20 protein-coding genes are annotated in these 18,397 nt (G+C 64.4%); 17 read left to right on the forward strand and 3 right to left on the reverse strand.

Annotated features, from left to right (window positions below; translation table 11 throughout):
• Window positions 1–182: 182 nt before the first annotated feature.
• The 4 genes from EBB59_RS03950 (at window position 183) to EBB59_RS03965 (ending at window position 5,635) form a co-directional block, all read left to right on the forward strand.
• Entirely contained in the window at window positions 183–2,411 is a 2,229-nt protein-coding gene (locus EBB59_RS03950; RefSeq protein ID WP_122100851.1) for an NADP-dependent isocitrate dehydrogenase, read from the forward strand.
• Between the two features lie 509 nt (window positions 2,412–2,920).
• Complete coding sequence (locus EBB59_RS03955; protein ID WP_158601705.1) at window positions 2,921–3,787, forward strand: class I SAM-dependent methyltransferase; 867 nt, start codon at window positions 2,921–2,923, stop codon at window positions 3,785–3,787.
• Between the two features lie 82 nt (window positions 3,788–3,869).
• The gene (locus EBB59_RS03960; protein WP_122100852.1) at window positions 3,870–4,409 is read left to right on the forward strand and encodes a pseudouridine synthase; all 540 of its coding nucleotides are present in this window, start codon (window positions 3,870–3,872) and stop codon (window positions 4,407–4,409) included.
• Between the two features lie 119 nt (window positions 4,410–4,528).
• Window positions 4,529–5,635, forward strand: a complete 1,107-nt coding sequence (locus EBB59_RS03965; protein ID WP_158601706.1) for a hybrid sensor histidine kinase/response regulator — start codon at window positions 4,529–4,531, stop codon at window positions 5,633–5,635.
• A gap of 33 nt (window positions 5,636–5,668) precedes the next feature.
• On the opposite strand, the gene EBB59_RS03970 is transcribed toward EBB59_RS03965, so the two are convergent.
• The 3 genes from EBB59_RS03970 to EBB59_RS03980 all read right to left on the reverse strand — a co-directional run bounded on the left by EBB59_RS03970 (window position 5,669) and on the right by EBB59_RS03980 (window position 8,085).
• Window positions 5,669–6,031, reverse strand: a complete 363-nt coding sequence (locus EBB59_RS03970) for a hypothetical protein (RefSeq protein WP_147455499.1) — start codon at window positions 6,029–6,031, stop codon at window positions 5,669–5,671.
• Between the two features lie 106 nt (window positions 6,032–6,137).
• The gene (locus tag EBB59_RS03975) at window positions 6,138–7,310 is read right to left on the reverse strand and encodes a site-2 protease family protein (protein WP_122100855.1); all 1,173 of its coding nucleotides are present in this window, start codon (window positions 7,308–7,310) and stop codon (window positions 6,138–6,140) included.
• Window positions 7,311–7,314: 4 nt separating this feature from the next.
• A complete protein-coding gene (locus tag EBB59_RS03980) occupies window positions 7,315–8,085 on the reverse strand; it encodes an FAD-binding oxidoreductase (protein WP_122100856.1) in 771 nt (256 codons plus the stop codon).
• A gap of 89 nt (window positions 8,086–8,174) precedes the next feature.
• Here EBB59_RS03980 and EBB59_RS03985 point away from each other — a divergent pair, with 89 nt between their 5' ends.
• The 13 genes from EBB59_RS03985 (at window position 8,175) to EBB59_RS04040 (ending at window position 18,393) form a co-directional block, all read left to right on the forward strand.
• Window positions 8,175–9,137: an ABC transporter ATP-binding protein gene (locus EBB59_RS03985; protein WP_122100857.1), complete on the forward strand. Its 963-nt coding sequence runs from the start codon at window positions 8,175–8,177 to the stop codon at window positions 9,135–9,137.
• Window positions 9,134–9,919 carry an ABC transporter permease gene (locus EBB59_RS03990; RefSeq protein ID WP_122100858.1) on the forward strand — a complete coding sequence of 262 codons (786 nt, stop codon included), beginning with the start codon at window positions 9,134–9,136 and terminating at the stop codon, window positions 9,917–9,919. Before EBB59_RS03985 ends, EBB59_RS03990 begins: the two co-directional genes overlap by 4 nt.
• A 96-nt stretch (window positions 9,920–10,015) precedes the next feature.
• A complete protein-coding gene (locus EBB59_RS03995; protein ID WP_147455500.1) occupies window positions 10,016–10,462 on the forward strand; it encodes a hypothetical protein in 447 nt (148 codons plus the stop codon).
• A 99-nt stretch (window positions 10,463–10,561) separates the two neighbouring features.
• Window positions 10,562–11,551, forward strand: coding sequence for an OmpA family protein (locus EBB59_RS04000; protein WP_122100860.1), 990 nt, complete (start codon window positions 10,562–10,564; stop codon window positions 11,549–11,551).
• Between the two features lie 263 nt (window positions 11,552–11,814).
• Complete coding sequence (locus tag EBB59_RS04005; RefSeq protein ID WP_122100861.1) at window positions 11,815–12,036, forward strand: pilus assembly protein; 222 nt, start codon at window positions 11,815–11,817, stop codon at window positions 12,034–12,036.
• A 64-nt stretch (window positions 12,037–12,100) separates the two neighbouring features.
• Window positions 12,101–12,310, forward strand: coding sequence for a pilus assembly protein TadG-related protein (locus EBB59_RS14175; protein WP_245979002.1), 210 nt, complete (start codon window positions 12,101–12,103; stop codon window positions 12,308–12,310).
• Complete coding sequence (locus tag EBB59_RS04010) at window positions 12,311–13,522, forward strand: hypothetical protein (protein WP_245979009.1); 1,212 nt, start codon at window positions 12,311–12,313, stop codon at window positions 13,520–13,522.
• A 128-nt stretch (window positions 13,523–13,650) separates the two neighbouring features.
• Complete coding sequence (locus EBB59_RS04015; protein ID WP_122100862.1) at window positions 13,651–14,343, forward strand: hypothetical protein; 693 nt, start codon at window positions 13,651–13,653, stop codon at window positions 14,341–14,343.
• A 35-nt stretch (window positions 14,344–14,378) separates the two neighbouring features.
• Entirely contained in the window at window positions 14,379–15,161 is a 783-nt protein-coding gene (locus EBB59_RS04020) for a TadE family protein (RefSeq protein WP_245979011.1), read from the forward strand.
• The gene (locus EBB59_RS04025) at window positions 15,154–15,822 is read left to right on the forward strand and encodes a hypothetical protein (RefSeq protein WP_147455501.1); all 669 of its coding nucleotides are present in this window, start codon (window positions 15,154–15,156) and stop codon (window positions 15,820–15,822) included. Before EBB59_RS04020 ends, EBB59_RS04025 begins: the two co-directional genes overlap by 8 nt.
• 11 nt (window positions 15,823–15,833) lie before the next feature.
• Window positions 15,834–16,016 (forward strand): hypothetical protein, encoded by a 183-nt coding sequence (locus EBB59_RS04030; RefSeq protein WP_122100865.1) that lies wholly within the window; start codon window positions 15,834–15,836, stop codon window positions 16,014–16,016.
• An 8-nt stretch (window positions 16,017–16,024) separates the two neighbouring features.
• Window positions 16,025–16,831, forward strand: a complete 807-nt coding sequence (gene cpaB / locus EBB59_RS04035; protein ID WP_122100866.1) for a Flp pilus assembly protein CpaB — start codon at window positions 16,025–16,027, stop codon at window positions 16,829–16,831.
• A 233-nt stretch (window positions 16,832–17,064) separates the two neighbouring features.
• Complete coding sequence (locus EBB59_RS04040; protein ID WP_245979013.1) at window positions 17,065–18,393, forward strand: type II and III secretion system protein family protein; 1,329 nt, start codon at window positions 17,065–17,067, stop codon at window positions 18,391–18,393.
• The last annotated feature ends 4 nt before the right edge of the window (window positions 18,394–18,397 follow it).

The following is an 18,397-nucleotide window of genomic DNA, read 5'->3' on the forward strand; positions in this document are numbered from 1 at the left end:
CATGGCCCGATTCAACTTTTTTGTCCAAGGGCGGACACGGGCGCGGCGCGAACCGCGCCCTTTTTTTATCCGCGCATCCGCGCGCGCCGATACGCCACCGCATTTTGCCCGCGCCCGCGCGAGCGGCGACAATGGGCGGTTCCCGCGCGCCCGCGTCGCGCCCATTCCCTAGCGAGCCCGACATGACCGACACGCCCAAGATCCTCTACACCCTCACCGACGAAGCACCGCTCCTCGCCACGCATTCCCTCCTGCCAATCGTGCAGGCGTTCGCCCGCAGCGCCGGCGTGGAGGTGGAAACCCGCGACATCTCACTGGCCGCGCGCATCCTCGCCCAGTTCCCCGAGCGTCTTGGCGAGCACCGGGTAAGCGACGACCTGGCCGAACTGGGCGAGCTGGCCGCGACGCCCCGGGCCAACATCATCAAACTGCCCAACATCAGCGCCTCCGAGCCGCAATTGAAGGCGGCGATCGCCGAGCTGCAAGGCCGGGGCTTCGACATCCCCGACTACCCGGAAGACCCGCGGGACGAAAACGAAAAAGACATCCGCGCCCGCTACGACAAGGTCAAGGGCAGCGCGGTGAACCCGGTGCTGCGCGAAGGCAACTCCGACCGCCGCGCACCGGCCTCGGTGAAGAATTACGCCAGAAAGCATCCGCACCGCATGGGCAAGTGGGAGGCGACCTCGAAATCGCACGTCGCGCACATGGACGGCGGTGATTTCTACGCCAGCGAGCAATCGGTGGTTTTCGACCATGACGGCAAGGTGCGCATCGAACTGCTTGGCACCGACGGCTCCGAAGTGGTGCTGAAGGCCAAGACCAAAGTGCTGAAGGACGAAGTGCTCGATTGCGCGGTGATGCGCTCGGCGGCGCTGGCGGACTTCATCGATGCGCAGATCGCCGATGCCAAGGCGCGCGGCACGCTGTTTTCGCTGCACCTCAAGGCGACGATGATGAAAGTCAGCGACCCGATCATGTTCGGCATCGCGCTCGGGCGCTTCTATAAAAAGCTGTACGAAAAGCACGGCGCGCTGCTCGAACGCATCGGTTTCGAGCCGGACAACGGCATTGGCGAACTCGACGCCCGCCTCGGCGAATTGCCCGAGGTCGAGCGCGCCGAAGTCATCGCCACCCTCGGCGAAATCCACGCCGAGAACCCCGGCCTGGCGATGGTCAATTCCGACAAGGGCATCACCAACCTGCATGTGCCGAGCGACGTGATCGTCGATGCCTCGATGCCGGCGATGATCCGCGACTCCGGCCGCATGTGGAACGCCAAGGGCGAGTTGCAGGATACGAAAGCCGTCATCCCCGACCGCTGCTATGCCGGCATCTACCAAGTGGTGATCGACGACTGCAAGGCCAACGGCGCCTTCGACCCGGCCACCATGGGCAGCGTGCCCAACGTCGGCCTGATGGCGCAGAAGGCCGAGGAATACGGCAGCCACGACAAGACCTTCCATATCCCGCGCGAGGGCATGGTGCGGGTGGTCGACGACACCGGCAAAGTGTGGATGCGGCAGGAAGTGCGGGCCGGCGACATCTTCCGCATGTGCCAGACCAAGGACGCGCCGGTGCGCGACTGGGTGAAGCTCGCGGTCAACCGCGCGCGCCTTTCCGGCACCCCGGCGGTGTTTTGGCTGGACCAAGCGCGCGCGCACGACCGCGAGATCATCCGCAAGGTCGAGCACTACCTGAAGGAACACGACACCTCGGGCCTCGACATCACCGTGATGTCGCCGGTCAACGCGATGAAGCATTCGCTGCAACGCATCCGCACCGGCAAGGACACGATTTCCGTCACCGGCAACGTGCTGCGCGACTACCTGACCGACCTGTTCCCCATCATGGAACTCGGCACCAGCGCCAAGATGCTGTCGATCGTGCCGCTGATGGCCGGCGGCGGGCTGTTCGAAACCGGCGCCGGCGGCTCCGCGCCCAAGCACGTCCAGCAGTTCGTGGCCGAGAATTACCTGCGCTGGGATTCGCTGGGCGAATTCCTCGCCCTGCAAGCCTCGCTCGAACACCTGGCCGAGACCACCGGCAACGCCCGCGCCCGGGTGCTGGCCGAGGCACTGGACGTCGCCAACGGCCGCTTCCTCGACAACGACAAATCGCCGACTCGCAAGCTCGGCGGCATCGACAACCGCGGCAGTCACTACTGGCTGGCGCGCTATTGGGCCGAGGCGCTGGCCGCACAGGATGGCGACGCCGAGTTGAAGGCGGCCTTCGTGCCACTGGCGAAAGCATTGGTGGAAGGTGAATCGCAAATCGTCGATGAACTGGTCGCGGTACAGGGCAAGCCCGCCGACATCGGCGGCTACTACCGCCCCGACGACACCCGCACCGATGCCGCGATGCGCCCCAGCCCCACCCTCAACGCGGCACTGAGTCTGCTGCAAGGCTAAGCGGCTGAGCGTGACGCCCGGCCCACACCTGCGAAGCCCGGCCACGCGCCGGGCTTTTGCTTGTTCTCCTGCCCGCGCCCGCACCACGCCCGCAATTGCGCTTTCCCACCGCTTGCGGCACGCAAGTCGGCGGGCCAGCCGCTGATTTTCCCTCGAAAATATGCCGCGCGCGCCGCCAGCACGAACATCGAGGATATCCACATCCACTTTCCCGCGACTTGCGACACCCGGGGCGGCGGACCAGCCGCCGCTTTCCCCTCGGCGACATGCCGCCCATACCGCCAGCACGAACACCGGCGATGTCCACATCCACTTTCTCGCAGCTTGCGACACCCAGGACGACGGGCCAGCCGCCGATTTTCCCTCGAAAATATGCCGACCACGCCCGGCGCGCCACCGCCACGGGCGCCGGCGATGGCCCCGTCCTCACCGCCATGTCCGTTTTTCACGTGCATCGCCACATCGCCTGCGCTAGGCTGCCGTGCAACATCCGGAGGGGAAACCATCCCATGCGTCGCATCATGTCCCGCCTGGCCGCGGCCACGCTGGTCGGCCTGCTGTCCGCCTGCGCCACCACCCCGCATTCGTCCGCCCCTTCGCCCGCCGCACAGGAAGCCGCCTGGCGCGCGGCCGATGCCGAAGCGCTCAGCGTCATTCTCGACGGCCATTGGCGCGGCAGTGGCCAGCGCGCCCGCGACGCCTGGCGCCATCCCCGCGAGACCTTGCAGTTCTTCCGCATCGGCAGCCGCGACCGGGTGATCGAGATCAGCCCCGGCGCCGGCTGGTACAGCGAGATCCTCGCGCCCTACGTGCGCAGCTCCGGCAGCTACTTCGCCGCCAGCGCCAAGGCCCCGGCCGACAGCACCGGCGGCAAGCGCAACGCCGCGTTGAAGGCGCGCTTCGCCGCCGATCCCGAGCGTTTCGACCGCGCCCAATGGCTGGAATACGATGCCCAGGCACCGGCATTCGGCGCGCCCGGTTCGGCCGATGCCGTGCTCACCTTCCGCAACGTTCACAACTGGGTCGCGGCGGACAATGCCAAGGCTTACTTCAAAGCCTTCCACGACGTGCTGAAACCCGGCGGCGTGCTCGGCGTGGTCGACCATCGCGCCGCGCCCGGCACCGATCTGGAGACGATGAAGAAATCCGGCTATCTCACCGAAGCGCTAGTGATCCAGCTCGCCACCGAGGCCGGTTTCCGGCTCGACGCCAGGAGCGAGATCAACGCCAATGCCAAGGACGACACCCGCCACCCGAACGGCGTGTGGACGCTGCCGCCGACCAACCGCCATGCCGCGCGCGATTCGGCCAAGTACCGCGCCATCGGCGAAAGCGACCGCATGACCCTGCGCTTCGTCAAACCCACCGGCCCGTGATCACCCGGCGACAAACCGCCGCGCAGCACCCGCGCGCCACGCCGATGGCCGGCCATTGCGATGGCGCGCGGACCGACGCGGGATGCTGATCGCCTTCAACAAGCCCTATGGCGTCCTCTGCCAGTTCACCGACCGCAGCACGCCGCCACGCCGCACACTGGCGGAATTCGGGCTGCCGGCCGGGGTCTACGCCGCGGGCCGGCTGGACTTCGATTCCGAGGGCCTGCTGCTGCTGACCGACGACGGCCCGCTCGCCCACCGCCTCACCGACCCCCGCCACAAGGCCGCCAAGACCTATTGGGCGCAGGTCGAAGGCGACCCGGACGAAGCGCAACTGGCGCGCCTTCGCGGCGGCGTCCCTCTCAACGATGGCCCGACCCTGCCCGCCGGCGCGCGTCGCATCGAACCCCCATCGCCATGGCCGCGCGACCCGCCCGTGCGCCACCGCAAGACCGTGCCCGACGCCTGGCTGGAAATCACCCTGCGCGAAGGCCGCAACCGCCAGGTGCGGCGGATGACCGCGGCCGTCGGCCTGCCGACCTTGCGCCTGATCCGGGTCGCGCTAGGCGGCTGGCGGCTGGACGGCCTGAAGCCCGGCCAATGGCGCGCGCTTGACGCCTGAGCGACCGAAAGACTGAATTATTCAGCTTGAATGCGCCTATATCAGTGCGATAGCCACATCCTTATAATTCAATGTATGACGTCTATCGTCATACGCGCATTGTGACAGGGGAAACCATCGTGCCACTTCGCATTGCCACCACGGGCCACATCCTATTGGTCGATGATCAGCCGACCAATCTGCACGTGGTCAACACCCTGCTGGAACGCCAGGGCTACGAAGTGATCGCCGCCACCAATGGCGAGCAAGCGCTTGAGCGCTGCCGGGAGATCCGCCCCGACCTGATCCTACTCGACATGATGATGCCGGGCATGGACGGCTTCGAACTCCTGCACGCGATCAAGCAGGACCCGCAACTGATGCGCATCCCCACCGTCTTCCTCACCGCGGCGCAGGACCGCGACCTGCTGCTGCGTGCCTTCGATGCCGGCGCGGTCGATTACGTCACCAAACCCTTCATCCCCGAAGAGCTGATCGCCCGGGTCAACGCCCACATCGTGCTCAAACTCACCCGCGACCGCCTCGAACGGGTCGCCCAGGAGCGCCAGAATCTGGTCAATCTGGTCGCGCACGATCTCAAGAATCCGCTCACCAGCGTACTGTTCGCCAGCGACATGCTGATGCAGCCGGATGTCAACCCGGAGCGCGCGCCGCGCTACCTGCAAATCATCCACGATGCCACCCTGGACGCGATCAGCTACATCCGCAGCTATCTGGAGTCGCAATCCAGCCCGGCGGGCGAGCACCACCACGCCCAGGTCGCCTCGCTACGCGAAGCGGTGGAATGGCTGGTCAGCCGCTACGCGCTGCAACTCGAAGCACGCGGCCTGCGCATCCAGACGCGCCTTCCCGAACACGCCGACCAGGTGGCGATCGACCCGATGGTGCTACGCCAAGTGGCGGAAAACCTCGTCACCAACGCCGGCAAATACGCCACCGACGGCGGAGAGCTGGAGTTGTGGGTGCGCGCCGGCGCACCCGGTTACTGGCAGCTGGTGGTGCAGGACCGCGGGCCGGGCATCCCGGCCGCGCGCCAACGCGAGCTGTTCAAGCCGTTCACCCGGCTGTCCGATACCGACCCCGCCAACGGCCTGTCCAGCGGCCTTGGCCTGTCGCTGGCCCGGCAGATCGTGATGAGCGCCGGCGGCCACCTGTTCTACGAGGACCGCGAAGGCGGCGGCGCGCGCTTCGTGATCGAACTGCCGCAAGCGACCTGCACCACCTAGGTGTACTGAGCCGCGTGGCGCTTCGCGCGGTGTTTATTCGGCCCCGGTTTCCTCGGCCTGCTGTTTCTGGATGCGGCGCGCGCTGCCTTCGATCGGCGCTTCGGCGGCGCGTTGCTTCGCCCGGCGGCGCGCGGCATACCAGAGCAGGCCGGCACCCGCCGCGGTGGCCACCACCAGCGCGGGGTTGCGGCGCACGAAACGGGTGGCGATGCGGCCGCCGCCACGCACCGCGGCCAGCGCGGCGCCGGTTTCGACCCACTTCAGCGCGGCATCGGGCAACTTGCCCTTGAACTGCCCGGCGCGGTTGCCCAGGTCGGCGGCGAAATCCGCGGCCTTGCCCCCCATTTCGGAAGCCATGCCGGCGGCGCGGCTGGCGATATCGTCAAACTTGCTCATGTCGGCTCCGTGGGCGCGCATTCGCCCGTGTCTTGATGCCGGCAGTATGTGCACGCGCGTGTTGCCCCCGTGTGAGAACCGGCCGACTTGCCACTGAACGCCATGCTCAGGAGCGGCGCAGGGCGAGCAAATGCTCGGCCAGGATCGCCCGGCTGGCCGGGTCGCTGGCGCGTGGCAGCAGGGCCTCGGCGGCATCGATCAGGGCGGGCAGTTCATCGTCGCGGCGCTGCAACCGGGCCAGCGCCGCGTCCAGCCAGGCGCGCTGCGGCGACAGATCGACCAGCCCACCCTCGCACTCGGCGCGCCAGGCTTGCAACAAGGCGGCATCGCGCAGCACCCGCGCGGCGTAATCGGCCATCGCCAGCGCGGCGTACTGGCGCATGCCGTCGGGCAACTCGGCATGGTGGGCAACGATACGCGGCCAGAGACGGTCGTCGCCGCCACGCGGATCGGCATCCAGCGACCATTGCGCCAGGATCAATTCGTGCAGGCGGCCGGCCAGATCCTCGGCCGGCGTCTCCCGCAGGGACGGGCGCCATTCGGGCGGCCAGTCGCGCGGACGCACGCCGGCCAGCATCAGCGCGCCGTAGCGCTGCAATTCGAGATAACCGAGCGTGGATGGATCGCCGCACAACAGGCCCAGCGCCTGCTTGCCGTCGCTGTACCAGCCCTGCGCCACGAACGGAAACGCGTTGGCCAGCGCGAGCAGCAAGCCGGCCGCCGCCGCCCCGCCAAGCAGGCCGTGCGCAAGCGGCGGCGGCGTCAGCCAGACGATCAAGGCCAGGCAGGCGGCCGCCGCCAGCAGATTGCCGGCGATACCGCCCAACGTGAACGCCAGCATGCGGACATTCGAAAGCGGATGCCGGCCGGACGACGCCATCGCCGCGAATCCGCCCAGGCCGCGGATGCCGCCGATGCGGAACACCCGCCAGCGCCCCGCCAGACACTGCAAGCGCCAGGGGCCCACGCCCGCCACGTACAGACGCATCCCCACCAGCTTTCCGGCCAGCGCATGGCTGGCCTCGTGCAACAGTACCTGGGGCCAGAGCGAGAGTAGGAAGCCGGCGAAGAACCCAGCGCCGCCGCCCAGGGGGAGCAGCCGTGGCAAACGGAAGTAATGGCGGAGCAACGTCAGCCCGATGCCCAAGGCCGCGCCCAGCACGCCCGACAGCAGCAAGCAACCGGCGACCTTCCGAAACGACTGCGATGGCCGGGCCGCGCCCACGGCGGGACGCGGGTAGAGCGCCGCGTTCGCGACGGACGCGCGAACTTCGCTCATCGGCTCATTTCAGGCTGACGTACTTTTCGCGGCGTATGTGCTTCATCGGCAGGCCGAAACCCTTCAGCGCCTCCACGCAGGCATCGACCATGTTCGGGTTGCCGCAGAGGTAGGCGATGTCGCATCCGGCATCGGGCGCGAGTTCTTCCAGCACCCCCTGCACGTAACCGTGGCGCGCCTCGGCGTCCGCGCCATGCGGCCAGTCGTCCGCCGGCAACGCCCGCGAGAAACAGGGCAGGTAACGGAAACGCTCGCCATGACGGGCGGCGAAAGCGGCGAATTCGTCGGCGAACAGGGCATCGGCCGGGGTGCGCGCACCATGTACGACCACGACCCGCAGACCGGCGCGCGCGGCCAGCATCGCCTCGATGTCCGGCAACATCGAGCGGTAGCTGGCGATGCCGGTGCCGGTGGCCACCAGCAGGTAGCGTGCGTTGGCGTCCTCCGGCTTCAGCGTGAACAGGCCGAGCGGGCCGCTGGCCTGCACGCTCTCGCCAATCGCCATGCCCTGGAACAGCGCGGTGGCGGCCCCGCCCGGCACGCAGCTGGCGATGAACTCGACCGGCTCGCCGGTCTCGATGTGATGGTCGTGACGGGTGGCGCAGGAATAGCTGCGCCGCGCCAGCGTGCCGTCGGCCAGCGGGAAATGGATCTGGATGAACTGGCCGGGCGTGTAATCGAGCGGCTGCCCGTCGTCGCGGACGAAGGACAGGTGCAGCACCGCCGGCGCGATCGACCGGCGGGCGGTCAAACGGATCGGAAAGAACTTGGACATGGGGAATGCAACGCAACGTTGCGGGCCGGGCCGCGTAACGGGATTGAATGGACTCTTATACTAGCGTTTCCATGTCTCCCGACCCCTCCATGAGCGCTGAACGACCGCCCGCGGCACTTGCCGTACGCGACCTGGAAAAGACCTACGGCAATGGCGTCGAAGCGCTCAAGGGCGTGTCCTTCGACGTCGTGCCGGGCGATTTCCACGCCCTGCTCGGCCCCAACGGCGCCGGCAAATCCACCTTGATCGGCATCGTCAGTTCGCTGGTCAACAAGAGCGCCGGCCGGGTCGAGGTGTTCGGCATCGACATCGACCAGGATCGCAGCGGGGCGATGCGTCAGATCGGCCTGGTCCCGCAGGAAATCAACTTCAACATGTTCGAGAAGCCGCTGGACATCTGCGTGAACTACGCGGGTTTCTACGGCATCCCGCGCGAGCGGGCGCTACTTCGCGCCGAGGCGGTGCTGCGCGAGGCCCAGTTATGGGACAAGGCCAACGTGATGAGCCGCACGCTCTCCGGCGGCATGAAACGGCGGCTGATGATCGCCCGGGCGATGATGACCGAACCGAAGCTGCTGATCCTCGACGAACCCAGCGCCGGCGTCGACATCGAGATCCGCCGCGGCATGTGGCAGACGCTGAAGAAGATCAACGCCGGTGGCACCACCATCATTCTCACCACCCATTACCTGGAAGAGGCCGAGGCGCTGTGCCGCACGCTTGCGATCATCGATCACGGCCGGATCGTCGCCGAAGGCTCGATGAAATCCATGCTGGCGCGGCTGGACGTGGAAGGCTTCCTGTTCGATGTCGAAAGCGAGCTGCCGGCCGAACTGCCGTCGATCGAGGGCGCCACGCTGCTGGCGCTCGACGCCCATACCCTCGACCTGGACATGCCGCGCGCGATGGACCTCAACCGCGTGTTCGACGCCTTCGATGCCGCCGGCATCCGCGTGCGCTCGATGCGCACCAAATCGAACCGGCTGGAGGAGCTGTTCGTGCGGATGATCTCGGCCCCCATGCCGGCCACCGGCCAGGAGACGCGCGCATGAGCGCGCCGGCCTCCGCGCATCCCAACCTGGTGGCGCTGGCGACCATCGTCAGACGCGAAGTGATGCGCATCCTGCGCATCTGGCCGCAGACGCTGGTGCCCCCGGCCATCACCATGACGCTCTACTTCCTGATCTTCGGCGGGCTCATCGGCTCGCGCGTAGGGCAGATGGACGGCATCGGCTACATGGCCTTCATCGTGCCGGGGCTGGTGATGATGAGTGTGATCCAGAACAGCTACGGCAACATCAGCTCCAGCTTCTTCGGCGCCAAGTTCGGCCGTCACGTCGAGGAACTGATGGTCAGCCCGATGCCGAACTGGGTGATCCTGACCGGCTACGTCACCGGCGCGGTGCTGCGCGGGTTGATGGTCGGCGCGATCGTGATGGCCATCGCCATGCTGTTCACCCCGGTGCGCGTGCCGCATCCGCTGATCACCTTCGGCTCGGTACTGCTCGGCGCGACGATCTTCTCGCTGGCCGGCTTCGTCAACGCCGTGTACGCCAAGAAGTTCGACGACATCACCATCGTCCCGACCTTCATCCTCACGCCACTCACCTACCTCGGCGGCGTGTTCTATTCGGTCAAGCTGCTGCCGGCCTGGGCCGAAACCGCCACCCACCTCAACCCGATCTTCTACATGGTCAACGCCTTCCGCTATGGCCTGCTCGGCGTCAGCGACGTGCCGGTGTGGAGCGCATTCGCATTGATGCTCCTGTTCGTCGCCGTGCTCGGCGCACTTGGTCTATGGCTGCTGAAGCGCGGCACTGGAATGCGGAGCTGAACGCACGACCTCCACCAACCGGGGAGATTGCTACACTCGCCACTCCCCCGAAAATGGAGCTGCTCGATGCGCGCTTCCCTGCTTTTGCTTTGCCCGTTGTTGATCGCGGCCTGCAATCAACCCGATTCCGCCGCATCCCCCACCCCCACGCCCGGCAATGAAACCGTGGCGGCGGCGCCTTCCGCCGATGCCACGACGCGTACTCCCGAAGCCGGCGGAAACCCTCTGACCCCCGATCAGCAAAACGTCGTGAAGCTTGCCGCCGTGATGGCCGCAATGACCGAAGTTTGCGGCATGACCAAACCCGACGAGGCCCAAGCCGCTCGAGCCGAGCTGAAAGCAAAGATGGCCGCCGAAGGCGGCTCCCCCGCCGAAGTCGACCAGATATACACCGCCAGCCTCGACGAGGCGAAAACCAAGGCCGCCGCCGATCCGGCCAAGGTGCAGCGCGATTGCGGTGTCTTGAAGAAGATGGCCGACCCGGCCGAGCTCAAGAAACTGCAAGAAATGGCCGCCCAGGCCGAAGCTCAACTGAAACAATAAGTTTCCGGCGTGCGCGCCGGCTCAAGACCGGCGTGGCTGCCACCGCCGAGGCTGTCGCTAGCCCCGTGACAGCACATCCCTGGGAAAGAGAATACTGCCATGAAAAAGATTTTGATCTGCCTGGCCTTGACCACCGGGCTGGCCACCGGCTGCAAGAAACCGCCCGAAAACGCAATCGCCACCGACCCCACCGCCACCCCGCCAGCCACGGAATCCGCCACGCCGGCAAAAACAGGCTTCGATATCGACAGCGTGCCGGTCAGCACCGCAACGCTCGGCGACTTCCCCTACATCACCCTGCCTCGGGGTTATCGCAGCAACGGCGACCCGGTCGATAAGGAGTTCGCACGCTTCCCGTTCTGGGTGGACGGTAATGCGCACTGGGTCGAAGGCCGCTTCCATGAAGTGAACATCCTGACCGAAGACGACAAGCAATACGCCCCGCTCGAAGTCAGGAGAAACCTCGAGGCCCTCGTACAACAGCTTGGCGGCGTGAAAGTCTCCGAAGGCAAGATTCCCGGTGAAGCCATCGAGGGTTTCGGAGAAGAAGTCACGATGGGTTTCCGTACCGGAATCGGCGACGTCTACAACGAACCTGTCACCACCTATCTGGTGCGCAGGAACGATGGCAACATCTGGATCCACTTCGTGCAGAACACCTCCGAGGGCTGGATGACCATAGGCCGGGAGCAAGCCTTCCAGCAAACCGCCACGCTATTGCCCACCTCCGAATTGAAGAAACAAATCGATGCCAACGGCAAGGTCGCCCTACAAGTCAATTTCGCCACCGACAAGACCGATATCCTTCCTGAGTCGATGCCGCAGATCGAGCAGGTGGCCGCATTGCTGAAAGAAGACCCGCAACTCGAACTCGACATCAATGGCCACACCGACAGCACCGGCGATAAGATACATAACCTAAAACTATCAGAAGGGCGCGCAAGATCCGTGCTGGCCACACTGGAGACCAAGGGCATAGACGCATCCCGACTGGGTGCAAAGGGCTATGGCGATACCCAGCCAGTGGCCGACAACACCACGGAAGAAGGCAAGGCAAAAAATAGACGCGTTGAACTAATTAAACGCTAAATGAATGACGAAAATTCTTATAACTATTTGATTTTTAATAAAAATTGTGTCATCCCTACTGATTGGTACGTTCTTTGCTCTATTTAGGGTCTGGTCATGGGCGATGCCTTGCCCCAGAGGCCCATGCAGGTTGCGCTGTAATGTGATCTTGCCTAGATTCAGGATTCCATGCGATATCGCATGGAACCCCCAACCTGAATTCGCTCCAGACAAGGACAACCTCATACCGCATCATCGGCAACCGTCGCCAGCGCGGCCAAGGTATGACGGAATACATCATCATTGTCGCCCTTATCGCCATCGGCGTGTTCTCGATGTTTGGCAAGACCGTTCGCAACCAAGCCGCGGGCTTGGCGATGGAGCTTTCTGGCAAGAAAGCCGATACCCAGGTGAAGAACGCCCAAACGGCCTCCAAGGACGCCAGTTCACGTGCCAACCAGCCGAAGGGCATGGGCAAATACAACCAAGGCAACGATTCCGAGTGAACCATGCTCCCGCGAAGGGCATCGCTGATTATGCCCTTCGCGCGCCTTTCCCCCGAGGCAAGACATGCAATCCCTCTCCCCCTCTCCCCCCCGGCAGCAAGGCCAGGCCCTGCCACTGGCGTTGATTTTCCTCTTCGTGCTGTGCATTGGCCTACTGGTGACATTCAACACCGGGCAAGTGGTCAACAAGAAAGTCGAACTCACCAACGCCGCAGACGCCGCCGCTTACAGCGTAGCTGCCGAACAGGCGCGCGCCTGGAATTTCGCGGCCTAGATGAACCGTGGCCGGGTAGCCAACGAAGTGGCCATCGCCCAGGCCGTGAGCCTGAACTCCTGGGTGACGCAAATCAACGTCTCGACCGCCAACATCCAGAAGGTTTCGCGCTTCATCCCCTACGTAGGCCAAGCCATCGCCGCCGCGCTCCAGGCAGCGGACCGAGTCATACGCCAAATACGGACTGGTCTACGCACCGGCAGCAATTTCTACATCACCACGCTCGACGTAGCCAACACCTTATATGCCCGCGCCGCTTATGCGGCGGTGAAGGCAACCGGCGGCGCCAGTGCAATCCAGACCGCTTACAAAGTCGCCAAGGACAACTCACCCAATGCCACGTTGCGGCCATTGACGGCTGGCTTCCTCACCAGCCAACTGTTGGCGGCTGAACGCGATTATCTGAACGAATTCAACGTGCCGGCAGGCCGCAACCGCCGTAGTGAAGGCGGTGAACGCTACCGCAACGTGGTAATGGAGTCACGCGACAAGTTTACCCGCGAACGCCGCGACAACTGGCTGATCCTCGACGCCAACGGCGGCACCGACCTGGTCGACTACGACCGCTGGGCGGCGGTTGATGTCTTCGAGATCAATCTCTTCCTGTTTCGCATACCGGTGGGCTGGGGAGGCGCGCAGGCGGTATCACGCGGGCAACCTCGTTTCTTCCCAGGCATCCACCGCGGAAGTGGTTGGCGCTCCGAGTACGAAGGCCGCCGCTACCGCCCCTACAACGGCGTCTCACGCCGCAGCATTGCCGGCATGCTGATCGAGAGCGACCCGGGCGGCAGACTCGCAGGCGGCAACAAGTCGCAGGCTTACTTTCGCGGATACAGGAACGGACTGGCGCACCGCTATCACGACGTGAAACGCGACAAGGCGCGCACGCCGGGAGAGAACACACGCAATGCCGGGCCATATTTCACCATCGAGGTACAAAATGCCATCGCCAATGCACGAACGAGTTCGAAGCTCAACCTGACCACTGGCCGCCTCGACGTACCCGAGCAGGCCCGCGGCAACCAGCTACGGGCGCTCGCCACCGCACAGGTCTACTTCAATCGACCGCACGAATACTCTCGTTTCGCGCGCCGGGTCTGGGGCCGCGCCGACGGCAAGTACGAAATGGGCAGCTTGTTCAGCCCATACTGGCAAGTGCGGTTGATCGAAACACCGCTGCATATGAAAGCCCAACTGGCGGCGGTGCCCTGATGGCCGTCCGTCACCTCCTGTCATTGCTCGCGCTGGCCGCAACGGCATGTTCACCGTCCGCGGAAGAGGTGGATACACGCGACGAAACCCAGCCGGCACCCCCGGCACGATCCGGGCAGGCACCGTCCATGCAGGCAAAGCTCATACTCGAACAGTTGGAAAAGGGTCGTAACCCAGTCATCGCCAGTTATCACGAAGCAGTCAGTCGCTGCCAACAAGCAGGTTGGGCGGTCAAACCACTGAACGAAGCACAGGTGGCGAAGCTGGGAACCCGCCGCATCGAACTGGCCGTCGATGCCGGCCATCGGTTGGCGCGCAGCACCGAATGGAACTGGTCAAGCCCAAACGAGCCCCATGACGCACTGTGTCAATTCGAGTTCGTCGAAAAGGTACGCGAGGACTATACGGACGAACGGATCATCGGTTACACCAGCGATGAAGCCGACGCCCACTGGCAGGAGGCGCCTGCCGACCCGAGCGACCTGGAAGTCGCAATCACAGAAGTCGACTACAGTGCCGATCAAGCCACCGGCTGGCAGCAGGAAACCGCCTCCCAGGTGGCAGGACAGGCTTGTACCTGGTGGCGCAACAGCAGCGGCGAGCGCGTCTGCATGTGGACGGCCGGGCTCTCCTTGGGCTTCGCACCCAACCCCAGTCCGCTCTGCGTGACCGAGCCCGCCGAAGCCTTTCTGAAAGGTCTACCTCTCGGCCAGGAACCGGCCAACGGCACGGGTTGCCGTATCACCGTGGAAAGCATCAACGTCGGCGCGCCCCTTTCGCCCGCAGTACTGGCGCTCAAAACACGCGGAGGCAGCCCATGAATCATCCCCACACGACGCGCGCCCCGCGCCGACGCATGCATGGCCAGGCGTTGACCGAGATGGCCGTGGTATGCGCGGTGCTGGTGCCGCTCTTCCTATTGATCCCGATTCTGGGCAAGTACATCCACATGCGTCAGATGACGCAGCAGGCGGCGCGCAACGCGGCCTGGAACGCCATCGCGTTTCCCGAGTACGGGGTGAACGCTCAGCAGGCCGGTGTCGAACGCGCCATGCTCTCGCGCAGCTTCGCCAACGCCGATGCGCCGATCCGCAGCAACGAGAACCCGCCGGCGCGCGGCAGGTTCGATGATCCGTTACTCAATACGTTCTCCGGGCAGCCATTGCTCGAACGTGACGGCATGCGGGTTCGCAGCCTCACCGATGCGAAATCGCCGGGTTTTGCCTCCTCGACGGTGTCGTCGCTGCTGGGCGCGCTGCCCGGTGCGTTTCCACCCAACAAAGCCGGCTACGTCACCGCCGAAGTGCGTGTGAACGTGCGCGATTTGAAGACCCGTGACGGTGCAGCCGCGCGTTACCTGGCGCCGTTCGACCGGTTGGGCCTGACCATGAGCGCACGTCAGTCACTACTGGCCGATCCATGGAATGCGGGCGGCCCGACCCAGGGACGCCGCAGCGTTAAATCGCAAGTCGGAACCCTGGTACCTGTCTCCAAGCTGGCAGGAACACAGAAAGTACTTGACGTCATCGGCGCCTTGCCGCTACCCGCCGTCGGCCTGCTCGATGGTCTCGACATCGGCACCGTCGAGCCGGACATCGTCCCATACGACCGGTTACAGAGGTATCCAGTTCGTGAATGAACGCACGCGCCTCGTGACCCTCTGTGCGTTGGCCGCATCCCTGTGGCAGGCGGCGGCAATGGCCAGGGGCTGGCCGGATGTGCCAATCCCGGACGGCGCACAGGGCGAATGGGTTTCCCGTCACATGGTCTACAACGGCTTGAACATGCGTGCCAGCCGTTTTGTTGTCGACGGCCGCGTGGAGGCAGTCGAAACCTTTTACCGCAAGATCTGGAACGGACGGGTCGTGCGCAACACGCTAGGCCACAAGACGATCCTCGGCCATGCCACACGCAACCACTTCATCACCATCGAACTCACCGGCAAGGGCGGCGCGACACAGGGACAGATCGGCATCATGGAAATGGGTAAACCGGTTGGCACGCCGGGCAAGGACTTCGCCAAGCTTCCGGGTACACGCGTATTCGAGGACATCATCCACCTCGACACCCCACAGCGCAGCCGCTCGCTGCGCATGCATAACCGAAATTCACCGTATCAGAACGAACGCTTCTACACGCGCGAACTCACCGCGCGCGGCTATGCGCGTGAAGCCAATTCCATGACCTGCCAAGCGAACAGCACGATGTGCATTTCCTATTTCATCAAAGGTGACGGTCGCATCGTCGTCAACCTCAACAAGCAAAGCGACGGCACCAGTATCGTCGCCCTCGACATGTGACGGCATACGGCATGCGCTCCCCCACTCAGCAAACAGGGTACGTCACCATCGAGTACGTCATCGTCCTCATATGCGCCGTCGTGGTGCTGCTCGCCAAGCCCGATGTCATCACCCAGATCGTCGATGCAATCAAGCAAATCTACTCGGCCTTCGTCTACGCCATTTCCTTCTCTTCCATCCCCAGCCCGGTGTAATCCGCTCCATGCAGAAGCCCAAGCTCAACAAGAACTTCATGTACATAGGCGCCGCCGGGCTACTGGCTTTGATGGCATCTGGCATTGCCGTCAAATACGTGCAGACCACAGTTGCCGAGAAAACCCGCGACGACCGCGAAATGGTGGAAGTGGCGGTAGCCAACAACGACTTGACGCAAGGCGCGATTCTTTCCCCCGAGGATTTGTCCAGCCGCAGCGTGCCGGCCGATTTCGTGCCGGCCGACGCGGTCACGCCCGAAAACTACGAGGAATACACCGGTCGCATGTTGCGTTCGCCAGTCAGAGGCGGCGCACCCTTGAGCGCCTCGGCACTGGTGCCGCTGTATGACCAGTTTTCCCGGATCATCCCCAAAGGCAAGGTGGCCTACAACCTGAGCGTGGACGAGAACAACTCGATATCGGGCATGATCTCACCTGGCGACATGATCGACATCTTCTTCCTGAAGGACATGGATGAAGCCAAAGGCGGGCCCCGCCTCTTCCCTCTTCTGCAACAGATCAAGGTGTTGGCAACCGGCACCCAGGTCGGCGAGAAAATTCATCCACCCGGCGAGGAAAATGAGGCCAACGACGCCTACTCAAGCCTCACCCTGGAGCTTGACCAGCACCAGGCGAAACAACTTGCGGTCGCCAACCGATCCGGCAACTTGCGTGTGCTGTTACGGGAAATCACCGACACCTCGCCCGGAACGGCCAACGGCCTTTCCGAACGCGAGCTGTTGCACTCGCTCAGCGGGATGCAATCCACCCGGCGCAACCAGGGTATCGAATTCATCATCGGCGGTCGGAGCTGAGCCACATGCAAAACAATTCAGGAAGGGGGCCCAACCGGCGCCGCCCGTTCACCAGCCTTGCGCTTGGAATGACCTTGACGTTCGTCCCGGGTAGCCTGCTGTCGCAGCAAATCCCGGCCACGGACATCGGGCAGGCCGCGGGCACGGTAACCGGATACGCGTCGCAACCCGCCTCCGCGCAGCCACCGGCAAACACACCGCAAACCGCACCGCGTCGCGCTCAGCCTTTTCAGATGCTAGATGAACCGGCGCGCGGCACGCGCTCCGGCGCATTGGCCGGCGACGGTCGGCCATCCACCGCATCGCCCCTGCCCGACCGGCTCTCCCTGTTCGCCGGGCAAGCGGTCGTCCATCGTGTCCCCGGCAGCATCCGCCGCGTGGCGGTGGGCAATGGAGACCTGCTCAGCGTGCACACGGTCGGCAAGAGGGAGTTGGTGCTGATCGGCACCCAAACCGGCACGACCAATGTCCATCTCTGGCTTGCCGACGGTACCCAGCGCGACATCAAGGTCGACGTTTCTGCCGACAGCGGTGATTCCGTGGCCGATACCGTGCGCCTGCTGCTGGGCAACGTGGCCGGACTCACGGTGACGCCGGTGGGCGGCAATGTGGTGATCGCCGGCAGTGATCTTGACGAGGCCGCCAGCTCGCGCATCGCCGCGATCCAGAAGCTGTATCCGCAAGTGCTGAATTTCGCCAGCACCGATCCCGTCGGGATGCGCCCGATGGTACTGATGGACGTGCAGATCATGGAATTCAATCGCAATGCGCTGGAGCAACTCGGCATCCGCTGGGACAGCGCGATCAAGGGTCCGCTTGGCGGCGTAATTAAAGACTTCACCACCAATCCGTATTTCCGCGTACTGCCGAAGGACGACCAGACTTTCCAGAACATCAGGGACCGCCTGCCAACGAGACTGCCCGGAACCCAGGCTTATTTCGGTATTGCCACATCCATCGCCTCGAGCATCAACCTGCTCATGAGCCAGGGCAAGGCGTGGATCCTGGCTTCGCCACAGCTAAGCGTCAGAAGCGGCGGCGAAGCCACCTTTCTGGCCGGCGGTGAAGTGCCGATCGTGATCCCCAGCGTCCTCGGCGCAAACCAGGTGGAATTCAAGGAATATGGCGTCCGCCTCAACATCAGCCCCTCGGTCAACAGCCAAAACCAGATATCGACCAACGTGATGGCGGAAGTCAGCCGCATCGACCCCTCGGTATCGGTGCAGGGGGTGCCGGGCTTTCTCACTCGCCGCACGGAATCGGAAATCAATCTACGCACCGGGGAAACGATGGTGATTTCCGGGCTCATCGACAGTTCTGCGTCCAAGAGTGCGGACAAGTTCCCGATCCTCGGCGACATACCGATCATCGGCAAGTTGTTCCGCTCCGATGGATTCCGCGGCCAACGAACCGAACTGGTGGTGTTCGTGACACCACGCATCGTCTCGCCCGATTCACCCGAGAACCGGGAAGGCCTGCGACGCGGCGAGGATATCCGCAACTCGCTGGACACGGAAATCAGCAAGCGCCAGCAAAAGTTGATCAGGCCGGCCCAAAAATGATGTT

Source organism: Solilutibacter pythonis, assembly GCF_003697345.1.
Lineage (GTDB): Bacteria > Pseudomonadota > Gammaproteobacteria > Xanthomonadales > Xanthomonadaceae > Solilutibacter > Solilutibacter pythonis.

What these genes read in the sequence shown, in the direction of transcription:
- EBB59_RS04030 (WP_122100865.1), top strand. Translation starts at nt 15,834, where the DNA reads ATGCGCTCCCCCACTCAGCAAACAGGGTACGTCACCATCGAGTACGTC.
- EBB59_RS04015 (WP_122100862.1), top strand. Translation starts at nt 13,651, where the DNA reads ATGCAGGCAAAGCTCATACTCGAACAGTTGGAAAAGGGTCGTAACCCA.
- EBB59_RS14175 (WP_245979002.1), top strand. Translation starts at nt 12,101, where the DNA reads ATGCAATCCCTCTCCCCCTCTCCCCCCCGGCAGCAAGGCCAGGCCCTG.
- EBB59_RS03990 (WP_122100858.1), top strand. Translation starts at nt 9,134, where the DNA reads ATGAGCGCGCCGGCCTCCGCGCATCCCAACCTGGTGGCGCTGGCGACC.
- EBB59_RS03955 (WP_158601705.1), top strand. Translation starts at nt 2,921, where the DNA reads ATGCGTCGCATCATGTCCCGCCTGGCCGCGGCCACGCTGGTCGGCCTG.
- cpaB (WP_122100866.1), top strand. Translation starts at nt 16,025, where the DNA reads ATGCAGAAGCCCAAGCTCAACAAGAACTTCATGTACATAGGCGCCGCC.
- EBB59_RS04010 (WP_245979009.1), top strand. Translation starts at nt 12,311, where the DNA reads ATGAACCGTGGCCGGGTAGCCAACGAAGTGGCCATCGCCCAGGCCGTG.
- EBB59_RS04000 (WP_122100860.1), top strand. Translation starts at nt 10,562, where the DNA reads ATGAAAAAGATTTTGATCTGCCTGGCCTTGACCACCGGGCTGGCCACC.
- EBB59_RS03970 (WP_147455499.1), bottom strand. Translation starts at nt 6,031, where the DNA reads ATGAGCAAGTTTGACGATATCGCCAGCCGCGCCGCCGGCATGGCTTCC.
- EBB59_RS04020 (WP_245979011.1), top strand. Translation starts at nt 14,379, where the DNA reads ATGCATGGCCAGGCGTTGACCGAGATGGCCGTGGTATGCGCGGTGCTG.
- EBB59_RS03950 (WP_122100851.1), top strand. Translation starts at nt 183, where the DNA reads ATGACCGACACGCCCAAGATCCTCTACACCCTCACCGACGAAGCACCG.
- EBB59_RS03985 (WP_122100857.1), top strand. Translation starts at nt 8,175, where the DNA reads ATGAGCGCTGAACGACCGCCCGCGGCACTTGCCGTACGCGACCTGGAA.
- EBB59_RS03960 (WP_122100852.1), top strand. Translation starts at nt 3,870, where the DNA reads ATGCTGATCGCCTTCAACAAGCCCTATGGCGTCCTCTGCCAGTTCACC.
- EBB59_RS04005 (WP_122100861.1), top strand. Translation starts at nt 11,815, where the DNA reads ATGACGGAATACATCATCATTGTCGCCCTTATCGCCATCGGCGTGTTC.
- EBB59_RS03980 (WP_122100856.1), bottom strand. Translation starts at nt 8,085, where the DNA reads ATGTCCAAGTTCTTTCCGATCCGTTTGACCGCCCGCCGGTCGATCGCG.
- EBB59_RS03975 (WP_122100855.1), bottom strand. Translation starts at nt 7,310, where the DNA reads ATGAGCGAAGTTCGCGCGTCCGTCGCGAACGCGGCGCTCTACCCGCGT.
- EBB59_RS04040 (WP_245979013.1), top strand. Translation starts at nt 17,065, where the DNA reads ATGCTAGATGAACCGGCGCGCGGCACGCGCTCCGGCGCATTGGCCGGC.